This is a genomic window from Kitasatospora sp. NPDC001225, from assembly GCF_053597855.1.
The window spans coordinates 54,632-76,002 of the sequence record NZ_JBSFJC010000003.1 but is presented as its reverse complement, the minus strand read 5'-3'; the positions used below and the strand labels follow the sequence as shown (position 1 = coordinate 76,002).

General features: G+C 74.3%; 20 protein-coding genes and 1 pseudogene. 12 read left to right on the top strand and 9 right to left on the bottom strand.

Features of this window, described 5'->3' with window-relative positions:
• Nucleotides 1–50: 50 nt before the first annotated feature.
• Genes ACWDCZ_RS01655 through ACWDCZ_RS01645 form a run of 3 tightly spaced genes read right to left on the bottom strand, consistent with a single transcriptional unit; the run spans nt 51 to nt 2,365 of the window.
• Nucleotides 51–662 carry a flavin reductase family protein gene (locus ACWDCZ_RS01655; protein WP_074004076.1) on the bottom strand — a complete coding sequence of 204 codons (612 nt, stop codon included), beginning with the start codon at nt 660–662 and terminating at the stop codon, nt 51–53.
• 58 nt (nt 663–720) lie between these two features.
• The gene (locus tag ACWDCZ_RS01650) at nt 721–1,464 is read right to left on the bottom strand and encodes a tryptophan 2,3-dioxygenase family protein (protein ID WP_049649214.1); all 744 of its coding nucleotides are present in this window, start codon (nt 1,462–1,464) and stop codon (nt 721–723) included.
• A gap of 13 nt (nt 1,465–1,477) precedes the next feature.
• Entirely contained in the window at nt 1,478–2,365 is an 888-nt protein-coding gene (locus ACWDCZ_RS01645) for a thioesterase II family protein (RefSeq protein WP_449814948.1), read from the bottom strand.
• 224 nt (nt 2,366–2,589) lie between these two features.
• Here ACWDCZ_RS01645 and ACWDCZ_RS01640 point away from each other — a divergent pair, with 224 nt between their 5' ends.
• Together ACWDCZ_RS01640 and ACWDCZ_RS01635 are read left to right on the top strand one after the other, a co-directional pair.
• Complete coding sequence (locus tag ACWDCZ_RS01640) at nt 2,590–3,786, top strand: cytochrome P450 (protein WP_449814947.1); 1,197 nt, start codon at nt 2,590–2,592, stop codon at nt 3,784–3,786.
• Nucleotides 3,787–3,838: 52 nt separating this feature from the next.
• Nucleotides 3,839–4,051, top strand: a complete 213-nt coding sequence (locus ACWDCZ_RS01635) for a ferredoxin (protein WP_049649205.1) — start codon at nt 3,839–3,841, stop codon at nt 4,049–4,051.
• 76 nt (nt 4,052–4,127) lie between these two features.
• On the opposite strand, the gene ACWDCZ_RS01630 is transcribed toward ACWDCZ_RS01635, so the two are convergent.
• Entirely contained in the window at nt 4,128–5,015 is an 888-nt protein-coding gene (locus tag ACWDCZ_RS01630) for a sigma-70 family RNA polymerase sigma factor (protein WP_449814946.1), read from the bottom strand.
• Between the two features lie 138 nt (nt 5,016–5,153).
• Here ACWDCZ_RS01630 and ACWDCZ_RS01625 point away from each other — a divergent pair, with 138 nt between their 5' ends.
• The 9 genes and pseudogenes from ACWDCZ_RS01625 to ACWDCZ_RS01585 all read left to right on the top strand — a co-directional run bounded on the left by ACWDCZ_RS01625 (nt 5,154) and on the right by ACWDCZ_RS01585 (nt 15,394).
• The gene (locus ACWDCZ_RS01625; RefSeq protein ID WP_387966952.1) at nt 5,154–6,788 is read left to right on the top strand and encodes an MFS transporter; all 1,635 of its coding nucleotides are present in this window, start codon (nt 5,154–5,156) and stop codon (nt 6,786–6,788) included.
• Between the two features lie 427 nt (nt 6,789–7,215).
• Nucleotides 7,216–7,596, top strand: coding sequence for a winged helix-turn-helix domain-containing protein (locus tag ACWDCZ_RS01620; protein WP_198959425.1), 381 nt, complete (start codon nt 7,216–7,218; stop codon nt 7,594–7,596).
• 345 nt (nt 7,597–7,941) lie between these two features.
• A pseudogene (locus tag ACWDCZ_RS01615) lies at nt 7,942–8,373 on the top strand (sigma-70 family RNA polymerase sigma factor); the annotation flags it as partial.
• A gap of 415 nt (nt 8,374–8,788) precedes the next feature.
• Nucleotides 8,789–9,376, top strand: a complete 588-nt coding sequence (locus ACWDCZ_RS01610; RefSeq protein WP_449814968.1) for a flavin reductase family protein — start codon at nt 8,789–8,791, stop codon at nt 9,374–9,376.
• Entirely contained in the window at nt 9,373–10,443 is a 1,071-nt protein-coding gene (locus ACWDCZ_RS01605; protein ID WP_449814967.1) for an LLM class flavin-dependent oxidoreductase, read from the top strand. The genes ACWDCZ_RS01610 and ACWDCZ_RS01605 overlap by 4 nt, the downstream gene beginning before the upstream one ends.
• Nucleotides 10,440–12,254, top strand: a complete 1,815-nt coding sequence (locus ACWDCZ_RS01600) for a non-ribosomal peptide synthetase (protein ID WP_449814945.1) — start codon at nt 10,440–10,442, stop codon at nt 12,252–12,254. Before ACWDCZ_RS01605 ends, ACWDCZ_RS01600 begins: the two co-directional genes overlap by 4 nt.
• Nucleotides 12,255–12,415: 161 nt before the next feature.
• Complete coding sequence (locus ACWDCZ_RS01595; protein WP_049656281.1) at nt 12,416–13,591, top strand: cytochrome P450; 1,176 nt, start codon at nt 12,416–12,418, stop codon at nt 13,589–13,591.
• A 15-nt stretch (nt 13,592–13,606) separates the two neighbouring features.
• Nucleotides 13,607–14,947: an FAD-dependent oxidoreductase gene (locus tag ACWDCZ_RS01590; RefSeq protein ID WP_449814944.1), complete on the top strand. Its 1,341-nt coding sequence runs from the start codon at nt 13,607–13,609 to the stop codon at nt 14,945–14,947.
• Between the two features lie 120 nt (nt 14,948–15,067).
• On the top strand, nt 15,068–15,394 hold the full coding sequence (locus tag ACWDCZ_RS01585) for an antibiotic biosynthesis monooxygenase family protein (protein ID WP_387820452.1): 327 nt from the start codon (nt 15,068–15,070) through the stop codon (nt 15,392–15,394).
• Nucleotides 15,395–15,423: 29 nt separating this feature from the next.
• Here ACWDCZ_RS01585 and ACWDCZ_RS01580 read toward each other — a convergent pair whose 3' ends face one another.
• Entirely contained in the window at nt 15,424–16,449 is a 1,026-nt protein-coding gene (locus ACWDCZ_RS01580) for an isocitrate/isopropylmalate dehydrogenase family protein (RefSeq protein WP_449814943.1), read from the bottom strand.
• Nucleotides 16,450–16,650: 201 nt separating this feature from the next.
• On the opposite strand from ACWDCZ_RS01580, the gene ACWDCZ_RS01575 reads away from it, so the two are divergent.
• The gene (locus ACWDCZ_RS01575; protein ID WP_049656270.1) at nt 16,651–17,061 is read left to right on the top strand and encodes an ArsR/SmtB family transcription factor; all 411 of its coding nucleotides are present in this window, start codon (nt 16,651–16,653) and stop codon (nt 17,059–17,061) included.
• A 4-nt stretch (nt 17,062–17,065) separates the two neighbouring features.
• Here ACWDCZ_RS01575 and ACWDCZ_RS01570 read toward each other — a convergent pair whose 3' ends face one another.
• The 4 genes from ACWDCZ_RS01570 to ACWDCZ_RS01555 all read right to left on the bottom strand — a co-directional run bounded on the left by ACWDCZ_RS01570 (nt 17,066) and on the right by ACWDCZ_RS01555 (nt 21,317).
• Entirely contained in the window at nt 17,066–18,475 is a 1,410-nt protein-coding gene (locus tag ACWDCZ_RS01570) for an ABC transporter ATP-binding protein (RefSeq protein ID WP_449814942.1), read from the bottom strand.
• A gap of 14 nt (nt 18,476–18,489) precedes the next feature.
• Entirely contained in the window at nt 18,490–20,247 is a 1,758-nt protein-coding gene (locus tag ACWDCZ_RS01565; RefSeq protein ID WP_074004082.1) for an ABC transporter permease, read from the bottom strand.
• A 102-nt stretch (nt 20,248–20,349) separates the two neighbouring features.
• Nucleotides 20,350–20,820: a hypothetical protein gene (locus ACWDCZ_RS01560; RefSeq protein WP_074004083.1), complete on the bottom strand. Its 471-nt coding sequence runs from the start codon at nt 20,818–20,820 to the stop codon at nt 20,350–20,352.
• 113 nt (nt 20,821–20,933) lie between these two features.
• Nucleotides 20,934–21,317 carry a winged helix-turn-helix domain-containing protein gene (locus ACWDCZ_RS01555; RefSeq protein ID WP_049656267.1) on the bottom strand — a complete coding sequence of 128 codons (384 nt, stop codon included), beginning with the start codon at nt 21,315–21,317 and terminating at the stop codon, nt 20,934–20,936.
• Between the last annotated feature and the right edge of the window lie 54 nt (nt 21,318–21,371).

Genomic DNA, 21,371 nt, shown 5'->3' with positions numbered 1-21,371 from the left:
CGGGCGCGGAGGAGGTGACGGCCGGGGGCCGAGGTCCCGCCGGACGGGTGTCAGCCGCCGACGGCGTAGCGGTCCAGGGTGCGGACGTACTCGGCGGCGCCCATCCGGCCGACCGACCCCAGCCGGTCCAGGTCGAGGTGGAAGCCGGTCTCGTCGACCAGTCCCTCCTCCGCGACGACGTGGACGACCTCGCCGATGACCACGGAGTGGTCGCCGACCGGCACGACCGAGGAGGTGCGGCACTCGAAGGCGAGCGGCGAGCCGTCGATGCGCGGCGAGCGGACGGCGTGCCCGGGCAGGGCGCGCAGCCCGGCCAGGTCGTACTCCGACTCGCCGTACGGGAGCGGCTTCGCCGTGGTGGTGGCGGCCTCGGCGTGCTTCTCGATCAGGACGTTGACGGTGAACTCCCCGGTGCCGCCCTCGGCGGGGAGGCGGGCGTTGCGGCAGGAGTCCTTCTCGGTGCCGTCGGCCCGCCGGCTGGCGCAGAAGAGCAGCGCCATCGGGGAGTAGCCCACGGCCGTGTAGTACGAGAAGGGCGCCAGGTTGACGGCCCCGCCGGGGGAGACCGTGCTCACCATGGCGATCGGCCGGGGGACCACGCTCCACAGCAGCAGGCGCTGGCGCTGGCGGGCGGTCATGGATGCCACGTCGACGTGCAGCATGGCTCGGTCGCTCCTACGGACTTCAGGCTTCGGACGTCGGGTGATGGGGGCAGGGGCCCTACACCGGGCTGGTGGCGAGCACCTCGGTGTGCGGGTTGCCGCGCAGCTGCCGCAGGTCGCGGAACGGGAGGGTGATCCGGCGCAGCAGGTAGTCCTCCCCGGAGGTGCCGCCGGTGCCCTGCTGCCCGCCGACCATCTTGGTCACCAGGCCCAGGTGGGCCACCTTCCAGCGCCAGTAACCGTTGCCCACGTCGAGCAGCGCCTCGGCGACCCGGTGCGGGCCGCCGCAGGCGACGCCGAGGCGGCAGACGTCGGCGGCGCTCAGGCCCTGCCGGTCGGCGTCGGCCAGGAAGGCCCGGTACAGCTCGCTCGTCTCGGTGCCGTCCTCCAGCAGCCGGCCGAGCACCCGGAACTGCTGCGACTGGGCGCCGCTGGCGGTGCCGAGGTAGGGCCGGAACCGGACGAAGTGCCGCAGCGGGAGGCGTTCCAGGACGATCACCTGCTCGTGCAGGACGCGGAGCAACTCGGCGGCCCGCTGGAGGAGTTCGACCCCGTCCTCGGCTCCGCCGGCCGGGTCGCCGGGGGCGTTCAGGAGGTCCCGGGCCAGTCGCAGGTCGGCCACGATCTGTTTGAGCCACAGCTCGCAGGACTGGTGGGCGACGATGAAGAAGTGCTCGGCCAGGGCCACGCTCCGGTCGGTGGACTCGGGGAAGCGGGTCTGCTGGAGCGAGAGCAGGGTGTCCATCTGGAGGTAGGTGGAGTAGGTCAGGTCGGTGATCGTCTCGGTGACGGCTTCGGTCATGGTCAGCTCCGCATCAGAGGGCCCGCGCCGGGCGCGGGGTGGAGTCGCCCGGGGTGGAGGCGCCCGGGTCGGCGGTGCTCGGGTCGGCGGTGCTCGGGTCGGCGGTGCTCGGGGCGGGGAGGCGCGGTGCCGGGGCGGCCGTCGCGTCGACGGTCACCGCGTCGAGGAAGGCGGCGAGGTCGGCGAGGACGCCCTCGGGGTGCTGGAACAGGTGGAAGTGGTGGCCCTCGCGTTCGAGGAGGCTGAACGGTCCGGTGGTGACGGCCGCCCACTCGGCGACCAGGGCGCGGTCGACCAGCGGGTCCAGGGTGCCGTGGTGGCAGCGGACCGGGCAGGCCAGCGGCGCGGTCCGCGGCTCCACCCGGTACTGCTCGTGCGCGGTGAGGTCCGCGCGCAGGACGGGCAGGACGGCCTCCGCGACCTCCGGCTCCTCGGGGAGGTCCGGGTCGATGCCGCCCAGGGAGCGGATCAGGGACCACAGGACCTCGTCGGACAGTCCGCAGGCCCGGATCCGTCCGGCCCGGCCGGGCGGCGGGCAGCTGGAGGCCAGCAGGCCGGCCGGCGGGCGCCCCAGGGTGCCGAGGGTGACGGCGGTCTCGTAGCCGACGAGGGCCCCGAGGCTGTGCCCGAACAGCACGGTGGGCAGCGGTGGCAGGCGCAGGAGTTCGGAGGCCAGCTCCGCGCTCAGCGCGCGCACGTCGGTGGACGGCGGTTCGCCGAAGCGGTCGCCGTGCCCCGGGTACTGCACCGCCAGTAGCTCGACGGTCGGGGGGAGGGCGGTGGACCACGGGCCGTAGCCGGCCGCGCTGCCGCCGGAGTGCGGGAGGCAGACCAGCCGTGCCGTGGCCGCGGGCGCTCGGACCAGTGTCCGCAGGCAGTGGTCGCGGCGGGTACGAAGCATGACGGAACTCCTCCGCTTCGGAGTACGGGTGCTTCGGCAGGTGTCCGCAATCTTTCGGCTCTTCCTCCCTGACCGGACCGGCCACGAAAGAGTTCTGACACAACTGAAAGAGATCCGACACAACTGGCGCGGGCCGGTTCGGGCCTCTGTGAGGATCCGGTCACCGGGCCCGTGCCGAGCACTGCACGCAGTGCGTTTCCCGTCTTCCGTGGGGTTTGTGGACGATGAGCCGAACCGTGACCGCCTCGCTCGACCTGACCGACTCACGCACCTTCCTGGCGCACGATCCCTTCGAGTTCTTCGCCGGGGTACGGGCGAACGAGCCGGTGTACTGGCACGCCGCCGCGGCCGACCGGCCGGGCTTCTGGGTGGTGGCCGGGTACGCCGACGTGGTCGCCTGCTACGGCGCCGCCGACGCGCTCGCCTCGGGCCGCGGCACCGTGCTCGACGTGCTCCTGCGCGGCGACGACTCGGCCGGCGGCCGGATGCTCGCCGTCACCGACCGCCCCCGCCACCGCGGGCTGCGCGCGCTGCTGTGGCGGGCGCTGTCGCCGAAGGTCCTCGACACCGTGGCCCGCAAGGTCGAGCGGCGCACCACCGGACTGGTCGGTGCCGCGCTCGACGCCGGCACCGTGGACTTCGCGACCGACGTCGCCGAGCACGTGCCGATGAACACCATCTGCGACCTGCTGTCCGTCCCGGAGGCGGACCGGCCGGACCTGCTGCACTGGAGCAAGGGCGCGCTGACCGGGGCGGACGAGCTCGACTCGCTCGAGTCCCGCAACGAACTGGTGCTGTACTTCATGGACTTGGCGCAGCAGCGGCGCGAGTCCCCGGGCGAGGACGTGATCAGCACGCTCGCCACCGGCCTGGTCGACGGCGAGCCGCTGAGCCTGGACGACATCGCGCTCAACTGCTACAGCCTGATCATCGGCGGCGACGAGTCCTCCCGGGTCTCCGCCGTCAGCACGGTCAAGGCGCTGGCCGAGAACCCCGCGCAGTGGCGGGCGCTCCGGGACGGCCGGGTGGACCTCGACTCCGCCGTGGAGGAGGCCCTGCGCTGGGCCACCCCGGCGTTCCACTTCGCCCGCACCGCCACCCGCGACCAGCTGATCGGCGGTCAGGAGGTGCGGGCGGGGGACATCGTGTCGCTGTGGAACATCTCGGCCAACAACGACGAGCGGGCGTTCGCCGAGCCGCGCTCCTTCGACCTCTCCCGCTCCCCGAACAAGCACGTCGCGCTGGGCCACGGCGCCCACTTCTGCCTGGGCGCCTTCCTCGGCCGGGTCGAACTGCGGGCTCTGCTGGGCGTGTTGGCCGAGGCGGTGCGCGGCGTGGAGGTGACCGGGCCGGCCACCCGGATCCGGTCCGCCTTCCTCAACGGCTACAGCTCCCTGCCGGTGCGGCTGCTCCCGCGCTGAGCATCCCGGGCGGGGCCCGGGAACCGGAAACGAACGGAGAAGAGGGACAACCATGCGGGTGACGGTCGACCGACAGCGCTGTATCGGCTCGGGGATGTGCGTGATCACCGCGGACGAGGTCTTCGCCCAGCGGGACGAGGACGGCACCGTCCGGCTGCTCGGGGCGGAGGTGGCGGACGAACTCGGGGACCGGGTGCGGCAGGCCGCCCACCTCTGCCCCTCGCGGGCGATCACCGTCGGCGTCGGGCCGGAGGTGGAGCGGTAGCGCGCGCAGCGAGCCGGGGCGCCCCCCGAGGGAGGCGCCCCACCGGCGTTCCCGGACCCTTCCCGGACCGCCCCCGCTACGCGGTGAAGGCGGCGAAGTCGACCGCGCCGACCCGCTCCGGGTCCAGCAGGATCTGGATCCGGGTGATCCGCCCGCCGCGCACCGAGAAGCCCATGACCGAGGTCGGCGCGCCGTCCCGGGTGACCAGGGCGCCGGGTGCGCCGTTGACCAGCACCGGGAAGACCGCCACCCCGCCCTGGCGGAACAGCGAGGCGCGCCCCGCCACCGGCCGGGCGCCGCGGATCGAGGCGGTGGCGGCGGCGAGGGCGGGCCCGCCGTCCGCGCGCAGCTCGACGTCCGGGTCGAGGACGGCCACCAGCCCGTCCAGGTCGCCGTCCCGGGCCGCCGCGAAGAAGGCGTTCACCAGCGTGCGGCGGGTCGCGAAGTCGCCGCCGGAGTCCGCCTCGCGCTCCTCCTGCACCCGGCGGCGCCCCCGGCTGGCGAGCTTGCGGGCCGCCGCCGGGGTCTTCCCGACGACGGCCGCGATCTCGTCGAAGGGCAGGTGGAACATGTCGTGCAGGACGAAGGAGACCCGCTCGGCCGGGGCGAGGGTGTCCAGCACGATCAGCAGGGCGAGGCTGACCGAGTCGCTCAGCAGCGCCTCGTCCTCCGGGCCGTTGGACGGCTCCTGCCCGACGACGACGTCCGGCAGGTGCACTCCGACCGGGTCCTCGGGCCGGGCGGCGCGGGAGCGGAGGATGTTCAGACAGATCCGGCCGATCACCGTGGTGAGCCAGCCGGCGAGGTTCGCCACCTCGTCGGCGTCGCTGCGGCTGAGTCTGATCCAGGTCTCCTGGACGGCGTCCTCGGACTCCGCGTGCGAGCCGAGCATGCGGTACGCCACGGCCCGCATGTGCGGCCGGTGCCGCTCGAACTGCTCTGCCAGCCGATCGTGGTCGGGCACGGTCACATTCCTCGGTCGGGAGGGGTCATCACTACGGGGGCGGCGAGCCGCCCCCGTCGTTCGTGGACCTTACTTGGAGCGCGGGATGATCACACTGGGTATCACACATATCACACGACTCCGGAGGGGCGAGAGGCCATGACCCTCTCCCTCACGGAGTCGCGACGCCGGCGGCTGACCCTGTTCGCGATGTGCATGGCCACGTTCATGACCTCGCTCGACCTGACCATCGTGAACGTGGCCCTCCCGTCGATGCAGAGCGAACTGCACATGGGCGCCGCCGAGCTGGAGTGGGTGATCAGCGCGTACTCGCTGAGCCTGGCCGCGGTCATCCCGGCCAGCGGAGCGCTCGGCGACCGGTACGGCCGCAAGCGGATCTTCCTGACCGGGATGGTCGTCTTCTCGATCGGCGTGGTCGCCTGCGCCGTGGCCTGGAACGCGCTCTCGCTGATCGCCTTCCGGGCGGTGCAGGGCCTGGGCGGGGCCGCGATGCTCGCGCTGGGGCTGTCCATCATCACGGAGACCTACCCGAAGGAGCAGCGGGCCTCGGCGATCGGCGCCTGGGCGGCGATCGGCGGCACCGGCTTCGGCGCGGGCCCGGTCGGCGGGGGCATCCTGCTGACCTTCTTCGGCTGGCAGTCGGTCTTCTGGATCAACCTGCCGTTCGCCGCCCTGGGCATCGCCTGCACCTTCCTGGCGGTGCGGGAGTCACGCAACCCGCAGGCCCGCCGGCTCGACGTGCCGGGGATCGTGCTCAGCGCGCTCGGGCTGGTCTGCCTCACGCTCGGCTTCGTCGAGTCCGCCGACCACCCGTGGGGCTCGGCCGTGGTGGCGTTCCCGCTGGCGGCCGGGGTGGTCCTGCTGCTGGCCTTCCTCGGGTGGGAGCGCCGTGCCCCGCACCCGATGATGCCGCCCGCCCTGCTGCGCGCGCGCAGCTTCGCGAGCGCCTCGGGGATCTACCTGCTGTGCTACGGCGGCATGAGCGGCGCGCTGTTCTGGGTGACGCTGTACTTCCAGGACGTGGCGGGCTGGTCGGTGCTGCGCACCGGGCTGTCGTGGCTGTTCATGAACATCCCGTTCCTCACCATGGCGCAGTTCGGCGGCCGCCTGGACTCGCGGTTCCGCTCGGTGACGGTGGCCGTCTCGGGGATCCTGCTGGCCGCGGTCGGGGTGTTCCTGCTCAGCCGGGCCGGGACCACGCCCTTCGCGGTCAGCGCGCTCGGGTACGTGCTGTACGGCGGCGGGTTCGGCACCTTCGTGCCCGCCGTGACCCACGTGGCCATGCGGGACGTGCCCCCGGGGGCCTCCGGCGCCGCCTCGGGCGTGCTGAACGCCTCGCGGCAGATCGGCAGTTCGGTGTGCCTCGCGGTGCTGGGCGCCGTCGGCGTCAACTCGGCGGTCTCCGCCTGGCAGGAGAAGACGGCCGGGCTGGACGGGGCCCAGCGGGCCGAGGTGCTGGAGCGGTCGCGGGAGGTCGGCGGCGGGCGGCTGCACACGGTGGTGGAGGCGCTCGGCGAGCCGTTCCGGCAGCCGGCCGTCGACTCCTTCCTGCACGGCTACCAGCTGTCGATCGGGATCGCCGCCGCGGCCACGGCGGTGGCGGCGGTGCTGGCCTGGGCCGGGTTCCGGCAGCGCGCCGGACAGCTGCCGACGGCCCCGGAGCCGACCACCCCGGAGTCGAGTACTCCGGAGCCGGCCGGACCCCGACCGGCGGGCGGTTCGTCCGCCGACGAGGTGACGGTGGCCGGAAAGGGTCTGCGCCCCCGTCCGTGACCCATGTCACGCGGGTGCGCGGATAGAGCTCGGGCAAGGTAGGAGGTGGTCCGAACCACCGGTACGTCGCGCCCGCTCCCGGATTCCAGGGGGGCGGGCACGGCGCTGCCGAGGGCCGAGTGCCCAGCAGCAAACGTGTGCTTACCAGTCGGTGAACGTGTGCAACCGGGCCTTGCGGAGCCCCGCCCCGGCGGGAGGCCGCGGGCCCGGCCGTGAGCCGCGCCGGGCGTCGATTCCCACTGCCTTCGGGGCGGTTCGTACGAGAAAGCAAGGAAAGCCGAGACTGCCTTTTTCTCTGACGAGGGAGACACCCTTGAGCAAAGGTGTCACGTTAATACGATGGCCCATCGAGGCGGACAAACGGAATCACTGCCGAAAGGCGGGAATTCCCTGCCTGCTCGTCGTGGAGGCCGGCAATGACGCTCCCGTGTGCGTCGACCCCGGGGAGGACTGGATCAGGTCGCCGGCCCCGCGCGGGGACGTCGAGGCGCGCATCCAGGCGCTGTCCCAACGCGTGTACGGGCGCAGGGTCCCGACCGTCGACTCCACCGGGGTGCTCTGCTTCGGCGGCAACTCGGTCGCCATCTCCACCACCCAGGTGGGGATCATGGAGGAACTCGTCGCCCACTACGGCGAGGTGGTGTACCGGGCCGAGCTGGAGCAGCAGGTGGTCCGGGCCACCGGAGCGATCTCCAGGAACGCCCTGGACCTGCAGATCATGCGGCTGCGGAGGCGGATCTCCGAGGTCGGCCTCTGCATCCGGACGGTGTGGGGCCGCGGCTACATCCTGGAGGCGGACGGCCTGTGACCGGCGGCGCCGACCGCGGCTGACACCCCGCGCGGGCGGCACACCGCGAAGCCCGTACGCCGTACAGCCGGCACGCCGCCACCCCGGCATGCGGCCGGTGCCCTCTGCCCGTACCTCACACGGGCAGAGGGCGTCCCGCCGGGCCGGGCTCAGGCGTCGAGCGAGGCCTGGACGTCCGGGGTGATGTGCGGGTCGGCCTTGTCGATGCTCCAGGTTCCCGCGGTGTAGGCGGGGATCTCGGCGACGGCCTCCGTCATCGGAACTCTCCTTCGAACGGTCGTGAGTCACAAGCCCCGCGGTGCGCGGGTCATCAGTACGACGGACCGTGAACCCGGAAGGTGACCGATGGATCAGCGCCAACTGCTGGCGGAATTCTTCGAGGAGAGCCGAACGGCGCTGCTGGGGCTCGCGTACCGCATCCTCGGCTCCCGGGAGGAGGCCGAGGACGCGGTGCAGGAGACCTGGCTGAGGCTGGACCGCGCCGACACCACGGCGGTGCGCAACCTGCCCGGCTGGATCCGCACCGTCGCCTCCCGGGTCTGCCTGGACGCGCTGCGCAGCCGGTCGGGTGGCCAACAGCGGTGCGGGGGCGAGGAGTTGACGCACACCTGCGGCCCCGGCGCGGAGGCGGACCCGGAACAGGAGGCGCTGGCGGCCGAGTCGGTGGGCCTCGCGCTGCGGGTGGTCCTGCACGCGCTGAGCCCGGCCGAGCGGGTCGCGTTCGTGCTGCACGACGTCTTCGGGGTGCCCTTCGACGAGATCGGCGCGCTCCTCGACCGCAGCCGGACCACCGCCAAGAAGCTGGCCAGCCGGGCCCGGCAGAAGGTGCGGTCCCCGCTGGAGCGGCACCCGGTGGAGCCGGAGCGCCACCGGGAGGCGGTGGCGGCCTTCCGGCTCGCGGCCGCCACCGGGGACACCGGGCTGATCGCCGCCGCCCTGGCGCCCGACGTGGTGCGGGCCGCCCCGGCCCCGGCTCCGGCCCCCGCCCGGCCGCCCCGACCAGCGCGGGCGGAGCGCCTCTTTCGCAAATCTTTTTCCGCCGAACGGCCCGGCCGGGGCCCGTGCCAGAGTCGGTGTGCGGCGGCCGAGGACCAGGCCGCGCACCAGGACGTACGCCGTGACCAGGACGTACACCGTGACCGAGGACAGCGCGACCGTCGGTTCCCGACGGGACGCCAGGAGGTTCCTCCCCATGCCCCCCACGCCCATGACGGGGGCCGGCGGCCGCACGACGGCCGGACCGGTCTCCGCGACCGCGTTCAGAACCCTGATGGCGGGCTTCCCCGCCGGCGTCGCCGTCATCACCGCCGCAGACGAGGCCGGCCGGCCGTACGGCACGACCTGCACGGCGATCTCCAGCGTGTCGGCCGACCCGCCCACCCTGCTGGTGTGCATGCAGCGCTCCAGCCGTACCCTCGCCGTCCTCGAACGGAGCGGCGGCTTCGCGGTGAACCTGCTCGACGACCGGGCCCGCGCCGTCGCCGAACTCTTCGCCGCCCGGGGGCCCGACCGCTTCGAGCACGTCGGGTGGACCGCCCGCCCGGACTGGGCCGGCCCGCACCTCGACCGGGCCGCGCACTCCGTCGCCGACTGCCGGATCACCGGCTCGGTGACCGTCGCCGACCACGTGGTGCTCTTCGGAGAGGTCTACCGGGCCGCCGCGGCGGACGACGGACGGCCGCGGCCGCTGGTCCACGGACTGCGCGCGTACTGGTCCCTCGGCGGCCGCGGCGCCCTGCCCGACGCACCATCGGACCCGACCACGGAGGCCCAGAGATGACGACCTACGGAATATCCCTGCTGCCCGACACCCCGCCGCTGGTGCGCAGCGCCGAGGAGTACTACGGCAACCTGCTGGCGGTGTCCGAACTGGCCGACGACCTCGGCCTCGAGTACGTCAAGATGACCGAGCACTACCTGCACGCCTACGGCGGCTACTGCCCCGACCCGCTCGCCTTCCTCTCCGCCGTCGCCGCGCGCACCAGCCGGGTGCGGCTGATGACCGGCGGCATCCAGGCCTCCTTCCACCACCCGATCCAGCTCGCGGCCCGCACCGCGCAGCTCGACGCGCTCAGCGGCGGCCGGCTGGACGTCGGCTTCGCCCGCGCCTTCCTGCCGTACGAGTTCGACGCCTTCGGCATCGACCTGGACAGCAGCAAGGACCGGTTCCGGGCGGTGGTGGACGCGGTGGTGCGGCTGTGGACCGAGTCCCGGGTGAGCGAGGACACCCCCTTCTTCCGCTACCGGGACGCCGACTCCCTCCCGCTGCCCACCCAGGACCCCCACCCCCCGGTGTGGGCCGCCGCGCTGATCACCCGCTCCAGCTTCGAGTGGATCGGCGACTCCGGCTACAACCTGCTGATCGCCTCCGCCCCCAGCCGCGAACAGGTCGGCCAGGTACGGGAGATGATCGACCTGTACCGGCAGCGCTTCGCCGCGGCGCCGAAGAACGCCGGCCGCCGGCCCCAGGTCGCGATCAGCGTCGCGCTGTACCTGGCCGACTCCGACGAGGAGGCCGTGGCGGAGGGCAACGCCGCGCTGCGCCGGCACTGGGACGCCTTCGGCGCGGCCGCGGAGTCCTGGCGCGAGCGCAGCTCGACCTCCTACCAGGGCTACCGCGAGGCCATGGTGGACAAGCACCAGGCCGGCCCCAGCGAGGCGGCGGGCCTGGCGGTGATCGGCTCCCCGCGCAGCGCGGTCGAGCAACTGCGGCGCATCGAGGCCGAGTTGGGGACGGACGTGGTGCTGTTCCAGCTCGACTACGGCCAGCAGTCGCTGGAGAGCATGTCGCGCAGCCTGAAGCTGTTCGCCACCGAGGTCCGCCCGCGGCTGGGCGAGGCGCCGTGACCGCGCCCGTCCGTACGGCGGCCGCACCCGCGGCCGCGCGAGCCCGTACGGTCGCCGAACTGTTCGAGGAGCAGGCGGCGCTCCGCCCCGGGGCGACGGCCGTGCTGTACCGGGACACCGCGCTCGACTACGGCCGGCTCAACGCCCGGGCCAACCGGCTGGCCCGGCTGCTGATCGACCGCGGCGTCGGCCCGGACCACCTGGTGGCGCTGGCCGTGCCGCGCTCGCCCGAGCTGGTGGTGGCCCAGCTGGCCGTGCTCAAGGCGGGCGGCGCCTACCTGCCGCTCGACCCCCGCTACCCCGCGTCCCGCAAGGCCTTCATGGTGCGGGACGCGGCACCGCGGCTGCTGCTGCGCACCGCGGCCGCCCGGCCCGAGGGCGTGGAACTGGACGAGGTCGTGCTCGACTCCGCGGAGTGCGCGGCGGCCTGCGCCCGGTACGGCGACGGGAACGTCCGGCAGGACGAGCGCCTGGCTCCGCTGTCGCCGCACCACCTGCTGTACGTGATCTACACCTCCGGCTCCACCGGCACGCCGAAGGGCGTCGCCGTCCCCCAGGAGGGCGTCGCCGACCTGGTCGCCACCCAGGCCGAGCACCTGCGCCCGGCCCCCGGCGAGCGGGTGCTCTCCTGGGCCTCGGTCAGCTTCGACGCCGGGTTCTGGGACCTCTCGCTGGCCCTGCTGCACGGCGCCGCCCTGGTGGTCGCCGACGACGAGGACCTGCTGCCGGGCGACGCCCTGCACGGGACGCTGGCCAGGCACGCGATCGACCACGCCACCCTGCCGCCCGCCGCACTGAGTGTGACGGACAGTCAGAACGTGCTCCAGGGCGGCACGGTGACCTCCACCGGCGACGCCTGCACCCCCGCACTGCTGGGCGCCTGGGCGCCCGGGCGCCGGATGTTCAACGGCTACGGCCCCACCGAGGTGACCGTCGGCTGCACCCTCGCCGGGCCGATCGACGCGGCGGACGGGGTCGACATCGGCGTCCCCTGGACCGGGGCGCGGGTGTACGTGCTGGACGAGCGGCTGCGGCCGGTGGCCGACGGCGCGGAGGGCGAGCTCTACCTGGGCGGCTCCGGGCTGGCCCGCGGCTACGTCGGCCGCCCCGGGCTGACCGCGACCCGCTTCCTGCCCGACCCGTTCGGTCCCCCCGGCGCCCGGATGTACCGCTCGGGCGACCGCGGCCGGCGCACCGCCGACGGCCGGTTCCACTTCGCCGGCCGGGCCGACGGGCAGGTCAAACTACGGGGCTTCCGGGTCGAGTTGGGCGAGATCGAGGACCGGCTCACCCGGCAGCCAGACGTGGACCTGGCCGCGGTGCTGGTACGGGGCGGACAGGCCGACGCGCGCCTGGTCGGCTACGTCACCCCGAGCCCCGGCGCCGCCCTCGACCCCGCGGCGCTGCGCGCCCGACTCGCCGACGTGCTGCCGGAGTTCATGGTGCCGGCCCGGATCGAGGTGCTCGACGCCTTCCCCACCACCCCGAACGGGAAGATCGACCGCGCCGCCCTCGACCGCACCGCGCCGGACCGTCCTGCCTCGGACCGTCCTGCCCTGGACAGTGCGACCGGATCCGACGGCGGCGCGGAGCCCGGTTCCCGGGAGGAGCGGCTGTACCGCACGATCGCCCGGCTGCTCGACCTGCCGCGGGTCGAGCCGGAGGCCAACTTCTTCGACCTGGGCGGGAATTCACTGCTGGCGGGGCGGCTGATCGGCGCGCTGCGCGAGGAGCTCGGGGTGCGCGTGCCGATCCGCTCGGTCCTCGCGGCACAGGACCTGCGGGAGATCGCCCGGGCCCTGCACGGGTGACAGACCACGAAGGGCCGCCCGGCGGGACCCCGCGCGGCGCGGCGAGGAAGGGAGATTCCGTGACCATCGACGACGCGACCGGTTCCGCGACCGGGTCCGCAACCGATTCCGCCGGCGACCCCGCCGGCGGCTCCGCGACCGGGCAGCTCACCCGCTTCCCCATCCTGAAGGAGCCCGCCTGCCCCTTCGACCCGCCCTCCGCCATGCGCGAGCTCGGCGCCGGCCCGGTCCGGGTCCGGCTCTGGGACGGCAGCACCCCCTGGCTGGTCACCGGCTACGACCTCGGGCGCAAGCTCCTGGTCGACCCCCGGGTCAGCGCCGACTCGACCAGGTCCGGCTACCCGCACTTCGACCTGGGCAGCCGCGAACGGCGCAAGGACGGCCGCTCCTTCGTCGCCCTCGACGACCCCGAGCACGCCCGCCAGCGCCGGATGGTCTCCCCGCCCTTCGCGATCCGCAACATCGACGCGCTCAAGGACGAGGTCGCCGACATCGTCAACGGGCTCATCGACGAGTTCCTCACCCGGCCCCGGCCCGCCGACCTGGTCGGCGGCCTCGCCTTCCCGACCTCCACCAAGGTGATCTGCCGGATGCTCGGCGTCCCGTACGCCGACCACGAGTTCTTCCAGGACGAGAGCACCCGGATGCTGCACCGGGACAGCTCGCCCGACATGGTGGTCGGCGCCCAGGAGGCGCTGCGCGGCTACCTGCGGGAGCTGATCGACCGCCAGCTGCGCGAGCCCGCCGACGGCCTGATCTCCGAGGTGATCGAGACCCAGGTCCGCCCCGGCGCGCTCAGCCCCGAACAGCTGTCGTACATCTCCATGACGCTGCTGGTCGCCGGCCTGGAGACCACCGGGAACATGATCGCCCTCGGCACGCTGGCCCTGCTGCGCAACCCCGAGCAGCTGGCGGTGCTGCGGGAGACCGACGACCCGGGCGTGGTCAACCGCGCCGTCGACGAGCTGCTGCGCTACCTCAACATCTCGCACTCCGGCCGCCGCCGGGTCGCCCTGGAGGACATCACCGTCGGCGACGTCGTGATCCGGGCCGGCGAGGGCATCATCCTGACCAGCGAACTGGCCAACCGGGACCCGGACAACTTCCCCGACCCGGACCGCCTCGACATCACCCGGGACGCCGCGCACCACCTGGCGTTCGGCTTCGGCCCCCACCACTGTCTGGGCCGCCCGCTGGCCGTCCTCGAACTGCAGACCGTATACGGCACGCTCTACCGGCGGATCCCGACGCTGCGCCTGGCCATCGACTTCGCCGACGTCCCGTTCAAGTACGACGGCGTGGCCTACGGCGTCCGCGAGCTCCCGGTCACCTGGTAGCGGCGGGAGGCCCCGATGAGCGACTCGTACGGGCCCGCGACGGCGGGCGGCGGCATCGTGGTGGTCGGGGCCGGGCTGGCCGGCCCGGTCGCCGCGCTCTACCTGGCCCGGCGCCACGGCCGGGTGACCGTCCTGGAACGGCACGCGGACCCCCGGCGGATCCCGGCCGGACAGGGCCGGTCGCTGATGGTGATCCTCTCCGAGCGGGGCCGGCGGGTGCTGCGGGAACTCGGCCTGGAAGCGGCGGTGCGGCGGATCTGCGCGCCGATCACCGGCCGGTGCGGGCACCTGCCGGACGGCAGCACCGCCGTCACCCCGTACAGCCGGGACGGCGCGGCGATCTGGGCGGTCGAGCGGCAGGCGCTGCACCGGCTGCTGCTGGACGCGGCCGAGGCCGAGCCGGGGGTCGACCTGCGCTTCGACCACCCGGTGCTGGCCGTCGACCCGGCGGCGCCCGCGCTGCTGGTCGGGGCGGGCGGCGCCGAGCGGTGGGTGCGGTGCCGGCACGTCATCGGCTGCGACGGCGTCCACTCGGCGGTGCGCGGCGCCCTCGTCGAGCGGGGCGCCCGGGCGCGGGTGAGCACCCTGGAACTGGCCTACCAGGAGATCGTCCTGGACCTGCCCGACTGCGACCGCGGGGTGATGCACTACTGGCCGGCCGGGGGCGCGCTGTTCGGGGCGTTCCCGCAGGTGTCCAGCCGGCGCTTCGCGGGCTCGGTGTTCTTCCGCCGGGAGGGCCCGCGCCCGTCCTACCGGGCCGCGGTCGGCGGGCGGGCCCTGGCCGAGCAGTTCGCCGCCGTCTTCCCCCGGCTGGCGGCCGGAATCCCGGACCTGGAGGAGCAGTTGGGCGCCAAGCCGGTCTCCGCCGTCCGGCTCACCCGGTGCGACCGGTGGGTCCTGGGCGGCACGGCCGCGCTGGTCGGCGACTCCTGCCACGCGATGGCGCCGTTCATGGGCCAGGGCATGAACGCCGCCTTCGAGGACGTCCGCACCCTGGTCGCCTGCCTGGACCGGGAGCGGGACTGGGAACGGGGCTTCGCCGCGTACGAGCGGATCCGCAAGGGCGACGGCGACGCGATCGCGGACATCTCCTACCGGCACTACTGGACGATGTCCCGGCTGCCGGACCCCCGGCACGAGGCGGAGGAGGCCATCGCGCGCCGACTGGTCGACCTGATGCCGGAGCGGTTCCGGCCCCTGTACGAGCGCTGCGCGTTCAGCGAGGAGAGCTACTCCCTGGCGCTCACCGAGGAGCACCGGCTGCGCGAGCTGGCCCGGCGGATCCTCAGCCGGCACGGCGCCGGCGCCGCCGAGCTGCCCGACCCGCAGCTGCGGGCCTTCGCCGGGGCAGGCTGAGCCGCGCGGTCTGCTCGGCCCGCTCCGCCTGCCCGGTCCGCTCTGCCTGCTCGGTCCGCCCGATCTGCGCGATTCGCGTGAACTGTCGTGTCACCAGCCAGAACTGACGGGAGATCAACGATGATTCTGGTCGTTTTCAGGTCGCGCTTCTCGGAGCGGTACGACCACGAGTACGAGACCACGGAGGACTACCTCGCCAAGAAGGTGCGGGCGGTCTACGGGGACGACCTCGTCCAGGTCAAGAACTACGAGACCGAGGACGGCGAACGCCTCGCCCTGGTGTGGTGGCGCGACCCCGAGACGCTGGCGCGGTGGCGCGCCGACGTGGAGCACCACAACGCCCAGCAGCAGGGGAAGGAGAAGTGGTACGCCTTCTACGAGTTGACCGTCGCCGAGGTGATCCGGACCAGCTCGACCCTGGAGCCCGAGGCGTACCCGGCGCCCTGAGCCCGCTGTCCCGGCCCCGGCGGGCGCCGTCACAGGGCGGCGAGGACCGCGCGCGTCGCCTCCCGGGTGCTCAGCGTGCCGCCGAGGTCCGGGGTGGTCCGTCCGGCCGCGATCGATCCGGCGACAGCCGCCTCGGTCGCGGCCGCCTCCGTGTCGTGGCCGAGGTGGCGCAGCAGCAGCGCGGCGGTCAGCAGGCAGGCGAAGGGGTTGGCGACGCCCCGGCCCGCGATGTCCGGCGCCGAGCCGTGCACCGGCTCGAACATCCCGAAGCCGCTCTCCGGGTTGAGGCTCGCCGAGGGCGCCAGCCCGATCCCGCCCGCCAGCGCGGCCGCGAGGTCGCTGAGGATGTCGCCGTGCGAGTTGCTGGCCACGATGACGTCGAACCGCTCGGGCTCGGTGACCAGCTTCATCGCGGCGGCGTCGACGTACAGGTGCCGGGTGGCCGTGCCGGGGTGCCGCTCGGCGGCCCGCCGCCAGCACTCCTGCCACAGCCGGCCGCCGGCCCGCACCGCGTTGGCCTTGTCCACCAGGCAGACCTCCCGGCGGGCGGTGGCGAAGGCGAAGTCCAGGATCCGGGAGACGCCGTGCCGGGTGTTGACGTCCGCGTCGACGGCCACCTCGTGGTCGGAGGAGGCGCGGAGGTTCCCGCCGATGCCGCTGTAGAGCCCCTCGGTGTTCTCCCGGACGATCACGCAGTCCACGGCGCGCCGGGCCGGGTCCCGCAGCGGGCTGAGCCGGTCGTGCCACAGGCGCACCGGCCGGTAGTTGGCGTACAGGTCGAAGGCGTAGCGCAGCTCCAGCAGGACGTCGCGCACGTACCCGGTGTGCTCCAGGTCCGGCCGCCCGATCGCGCCGAGCAGCACCGCGCCGCTCGCCGCCACCCGGGCCAGGTCCGCCTCGCCCAGTGCCACGCCCTCCCGGCGGTAGCGCTCCGCGCCCACGTGGTCCAGCACGTCGACGTCCAGCCCCAGGCCGAACGCCTCGACCAGCCCTAGCGCGGACTCGACCACCTCGGGGCCGATGCCGTCGCCCGGGATCACACTGATGGCAGCCACGGCCGACCCTTCCTCGCGGCGGACAGGACCAACTCCGCCCGGCCGGTGCGCAGTTCCGGCCGGGCCCAGGCCCAGGCTAGGCGCCGCCGCGGCGCGTACCCCCGGTTCTGTCGCGCTTCATTCACCCGGCGGCCGCCGTCGGCGCGGGCGGCGGGGATTCCCGGCTCCGGGTGCCCGGGTACGGATCGGTACGATCCCTGTATGGGTGGTGCGCGGGAAGAGGCCTGGGACGCCGATGCGGCGGAGCGGGCGGTGGCGGTGCTGAAGGCGGTGGCCGACCCGTCGCGGTACCGGCTGCTGTGGGCGCTGAGCCGCCGGGAGCTGCCGGTGAGCGAGCTGGCCGAGCTGCTGGGGGCGCACGTCGCGGCGACCTCGCAGCACCTGGCGAAGCTCCGGGCGGCCGGGCTGGTGGTGGCACGGCGGGAGGGGACCCGGATCTTCTACCGGGCCACCGAGGTGCGCGGGCTGCTCACCGAGGCCGCGCTGATCGCCCACGACCTGCCCGACCGCCGCGACGGCGGCGACGACGGCGCCGCCCCGGCCGGTGCGACCGCGCCGCAGCCCTTCGCCCGCGCGGCCCGCGCGGTGCGCCGCCGCCCGGCGACGGGCTGAGCCCTCAGCGGTCCGGGGCGTCCAGCCGGTACTCCTGCCGGTCGGCGTCGTACGCGAAGAGCCCCGCGTAGCGGCCCCAGTCGGTCGCCGTCTCCAGCTGCCGGTCGGTCTGTTCGACGGTGTAGTGGCGGCCGAGCAGGTCGCGCAGGAAGCCGGTGCGGACGGTGGCGCCGGGCCGGTCGCCGAGGCTGTTGGCGATCAGCTTGATCAGCGGGACCTCCAGGGCCGCGGCGGCGAAGAGGGCGCGGGAGTCCTGGGCGTCCGCCCCGGTGTAGGCGGCGCCGGCGTCGGTGAGCAGCAGGTCGTCGCCGTGGACCTCGGCGAAGCCGAGCAGGTCGAGGGCGTCGACCTGGGGGAGCAGGTCGTCGATGTCCAGGCCGAGCTCGTCGGCGAGGCCGGCCAGGTCGCAGCCGCCGCCCCGGTGGGCGATCGTCTCGGCGAGACCGGAGAGGCCGTCGACGCCGGCGGTGGGCAGCGGGGTGCCGGCGACGGTGCGGCGGTCGGGGTCGGGGCCCGGCTGGTCGGTGCGGCCGGGCGCCCGGGTGTCCTTGGGGCGGCCGGTCATGATCCGGTACACCCGGTCCACCCGCTCGTCGAAGGCGGCCGAGTCGCGGTCGCGCGGCCGCTCCAGGTCGACCTCGACGGTCTCCCGGATGGTCCCGTACGGGCGGGCGCCGAGGACCACGACGCGGTCGGCCATCAGCACCGCCTCCTCGATGTTGTGGGTGACCAGCACGACGGCCCGGGTCGGGAACTGGCCGGAGTCCCACAGCTCCATCAGCTCGCCGCGCAGGTTCTCGGCGGTGAGCACGTCGAGGGCGGAGAACGGCTCGTCCATCATCAGCACGTCCGGTTCGACGACCAGCGCCCGGGCGAAGCCGACCCGCTGGCGCATGCCGCCGGAGAGCTCCTTGGGGTAGGCGGACCCGAAGCCGGTGAGGCCGATCAGGTCGATGGCCTGGGCGGCGGCCCGGGCGCGCTCCCGGGGCGGCACCCCGCGGGCCTCCAGGCCGAGCTCGACGTTCTGCCGGACGGTCAGCCAGGGCAGCAGCGCGAAGGTCTGGAAGACCAGCGCGGTGCCGGGGTTGGCGCCGGTGAGCGGGGTGCCGCGGTAGCGGACGGTGCCGGAGCTGGGCGGGATCAGGCCGGCCAGGCAGCGCAGCAGGGTGGACTTGCCGGAGCCCGAGCGGCCGAGCACGGCGACGATCTCGCCGGCCCGCACGGTCAGGTCGATGCCGGAGAGCACCGGCAGTTCGCCGGCGGCCCCGGCGTAGGCCTTGGTCAGGCGGACGGTCTCCAGCAGGACCTCGTCGTCCGGGCGCGGGGCGTCGTCGTGCGGGACGTCCCCGCGCGGGACGGGCGTGGGCTCGACGGGCGCGGGCTCGACGGGGCGGCGGCGGAAGGGGAAGCGCATCGGCGGACTCCGGACTACAGCGAGTAGCGGCGCTCGGCCAGCCGGTACAGCCGGCGCCAGAGCAGACGGTTGAGGACGACGACGTACAGGCTCATCACCGCGACCCCGGCGAGCAGGCGCGGGTGGTCGCCGTGCTCGGCGGCCCGGGCGATGTACGCGCCGAGGCCGGTCGCGGTGAGCGTGGTGGAGCCGAAGGTGACCACCTCGGCGACGATGGAGGCGTTCCAGGCGCCGCCGGAGGCGGTGATGCCGCCGGTGACGTACGCCGGGAAGATCCCGGGGATGATCAGCCGCCGCCAGCGCTGCCGGCCGCGCACGCCGAGGTCGTCCATCGCCTCGCGCAGGTCGGCGGGGACGGCCATGGCCCCGGCGATGGCGTTGAACAGGATGTACCACTGGGAGCCGAGGGCCATCAGCAGGATGCCGCCGAGGTCGATCGACACCCCGGTGCGCAGCAGCAGCCAGACCACCAGCGGGAAGACGAAGTTGGCCGGGAAGCCGGCCAGCACCTGGACGACGGGCTGGGCGATCCTGGTCAGCCGGGGCGAGAAGCCGATCCGCACGCCGATCGGCACCCAGACCACGGTGGCCACCGCGACCAGCACGACCACCCGGGCGAGGGTGGCGAGCCCGAGCAGCAGCGGCTCGCCGAAGACGCCGAGGCCGGTGCGGTCGGCGAGGTAGCGGCCGAGGTCGACGAGGCCCCAGAGCACGATGCCGCCCGAGACGAGGCCGAAGGCCACGTCCCCGGCCCGCCGCCGGCCGGGGTGGACGGCCGGCGGGCGCTCGGCGGTGCCGAACACCCGCCCGGCCCGGTTCAGGGCCCGGCCGACGGGCCGCAGCGCCCGGCCGAGCGCGGTGGGCAGGCGGGAGCGGCGCAGCAGGTCCAGCACGACCGAGCGCTGCACCTCGGTGGCCTCGGACTGCTCGTTCTTGAACCGTTCGGCCCAGGCGGTGAGCGGCCGCCAGAACAGGAAGTTGACGCCGACCACCAGCACCACCATGGTGGCGATCGCCCAGCCGACCCGGCCGAGGTCCCCGGCGGCGATGGCCGCGCCCGCGTACGAGCCGACCCCGGGCAGCGCGTACCGCTGGCCGTCCACGGTGATCGCCTCGGAGGCGACCAGGAAGAACCAGCCGCCGCCGAAGCCGAGCATGCCGTTCCAGACCAGGCCGATCATGCCCGAGGGCAGTTCGACCTTCCAGAACCGCGTCCACCGGCTGAACCCGAACGAGCGGGACAGCTCGTCGAGTTCGGGCGGCAGCGAGACCAGCGCCTGGTAGAAGGCGAAGGTCATGTTCCAGGCCTGGGAGGTGAAGATGGCGAACACGGCGGCGCATTCCAGGCCGAGCATCGAGCCGGGGAAGAGCGCGAGGAAGCCGGAGACGGCGACGCTCAGGAAGGCGAGCACCGGCACCGACTGGAGGATGTCCAGTGCCGGGATCAGCACCCGCTCCAGCCGGCGGCTGCGGGCGGCGGCGTAGGCGTAGCCGAAGGTGAAGACGACCGAGACGGCGAGCGCGGTGAACATCCGCAGCAGCGAGCGCAGCGCGTCGTACGGCAGCCGGGCCGGATCGGTGTCGACGGCCGCGTCCCGGGCGGTGGAGAACCGGAGGGTGCCGCCCTGGCCGAGGCGCAGCCCCAGGTAGAGCAGCACCAGCACGGCGGCCGCGACGACCAGGTCCACCCACACCCGACCGCCGAGGCGGCTCGCCGTCCGGGCGGGCAGCGAGCCCCGGGACAGGGCCGGGACGGACTTCGGCAGGGTCATGGCGGTACCTCCGGCGCAAACCCGGGCAGTCTGCTCCCTCGGTACGTCCGTACGCAAACCCGTCCCGCGTTTCGAGGACCGCTGCCCGGGCCCCGCCGGTCGCTACCGGGTGGGAGCGGCCCCGGTGTGCCGCCGGGCCGCGGTGACCAGCAGCCGGGCGGTGCGGACGGGCAGGTCCAGGTGCCGGGCGATCCACTGCGGGTCGTGCCCGTGGGTGGCGAACACCCAGGCGGTGTAGAGCCGGCTCAGGCCGGGCGCGCCGGGGGCGAGCAGCAGCGGGCGGACCTGCTCCATCGGGAAGCCGTCCAGCGAGCGGGCGCTGAACCACTGGGCGTCGTCGCGGAACGGCCGGGCCCCCGCCGCCGCGGCCGCGCCCGCCCGCCGCCGGCTGGTGGCCAGCAGCAGGGCGAGCAGCAGCCCGGCGGTCGAGGCGCCGATGAACGTGCCGGACAGGAAGAGCCGCAGGGGGTGGGGCGCGAGGGCGACGGCGAGGCCCTCGGCGGTGATCAGCAGTAGGACGCCGCACAGCGCGGTCCCTCTGCCGGTCCTGGGGAACAGGGCGGTTCGGGTCATCGCGGGGTCCTCCTTCGGACGGTCGTCGGGTCCTTCGGTGGTGGGGTCGGGCGGTCAGGTCAGGTCAGGTCAGGTCAGGTCAGGTCAGGGCAGGTCGGGTCCGGCCGGCGGCGTCAGGCGGTCCGGGCCAGCCGGGGGTCGTACTTGTAGCCGATCTGCCGGACGGTGGCGATCGCCTCCCGGTGCCCGGGGCCGAGCTTGCGCCGGATCCGGGCGATGTGGGTGGCGACGGTGCGGGAGTCGCCGCTGTCCGGGCGCCCCCAGACGTTCTCCATCAGCTGGCGCCGGGAGTGCACCCGCAGCGGGTTGCCGACCAGGTGGGCGAGCAGCTCGAACTCCAGGTACGGCATGGTGACGGGGCGGCCCTCGACGGTGACGGTGCGCTGCTCGGTGTCCACCACCAGGCCGGGCGCGGGAGCCGGCCGCGGGGCCGGGCGCCGGGCGGGCGCGGGGTGGTCCGAGAAGAGGGCGTCGAGCCTGGGGTAGCGCAGGGCCATGGCGGAGGGGCTCCTTCGGGGTCTGGGCGGCCGGGGCGACCGGGGTGGACGGGG

Coding starts and splice junctions, on each gene's coding strand:
- ACWDCZ_RS01655 (WP_074004076.1), bottom strand. CDS start 662: ATGCTGCACGTCGACGTGGCATCCATGACCGCCCGCCAGCGCCAGCGC.
- ACWDCZ_RS01650 (WP_049649214.1), bottom strand. CDS start 1,464: ATGACCGAAGCCGTCACCGAGACGATCACCGACCTGACCTACTCCACC.
- ACWDCZ_RS01645 (WP_449814948.1), bottom strand. CDS start 2,365: ATGCTTCGTACCCGCCGCGACCACTGCCTGCGGACACTGGTCCGAGCG.
- ACWDCZ_RS01640 (WP_449814947.1), top strand. CDS start 2,590: ATGAGCCGAACCGTGACCGCCTCGCTCGACCTGACCGACTCACGCACC.
- ACWDCZ_RS01635 (WP_049649205.1), top strand. CDS start 3,839: ATGCGGGTGACGGTCGACCGACAGCGCTGTATCGGCTCGGGGATGTGC.
- ACWDCZ_RS01625 (WP_387966952.1), top strand. CDS start 5,154: ATGACCCTCTCCCTCACGGAGTCGCGACGCCGGCGGCTGACCCTGTTC.
- ACWDCZ_RS01610 (WP_449814968.1), top strand. CDS start 8,789: ATGCCCCCCACGCCCATGACGGGGGCCGGCGGCCGCACGACGGCCGGA.
- ACWDCZ_RS01605 (WP_449814967.1), top strand. CDS start 9,373: ATGACGACCTACGGAATATCCCTGCTGCCCGACACCCCGCCGCTGGTG.
- ACWDCZ_RS01590 (WP_449814944.1), top strand. CDS start 13,607: ATGAGCGACTCGTACGGGCCCGCGACGGCGGGCGGCGGCATCGTGGTG.
- ACWDCZ_RS01585 (WP_387820452.1), top strand. CDS start 15,068: ATGATTCTGGTCGTTTTCAGGTCGCGCTTCTCGGAGCGGTACGACCAC.
- ACWDCZ_RS01575 (WP_049656270.1), top strand. CDS start 16,651: ATGGGTGGTGCGCGGGAAGAGGCCTGGGACGCCGATGCGGCGGAGCGG.
- ACWDCZ_RS01570 (WP_449814942.1), bottom strand. CDS start 18,475: ATGCGCTTCCCCTTCCGCCGCCGCCCCGTCGAGCCCGCGCCCGTCGAG.
- ACWDCZ_RS01565 (WP_074004082.1), bottom strand. CDS start 20,247: ATGACCCTGCCGAAGTCCGTCCCGGCCCTGTCCCGGGGCTCGCTGCCC.
- ACWDCZ_RS01560 (WP_074004083.1), bottom strand. CDS start 20,820: ATGACCCGAACCGCCCTGTTCCCCAGGACCGGCAGAGGGACCGCGCTG.
- ACWDCZ_RS01555 (WP_049656267.1), bottom strand. CDS start 21,317: ATGGCCCTGCGCTACCCCAGGCTCGACGCCCTCTTCTCGGACCACCCC.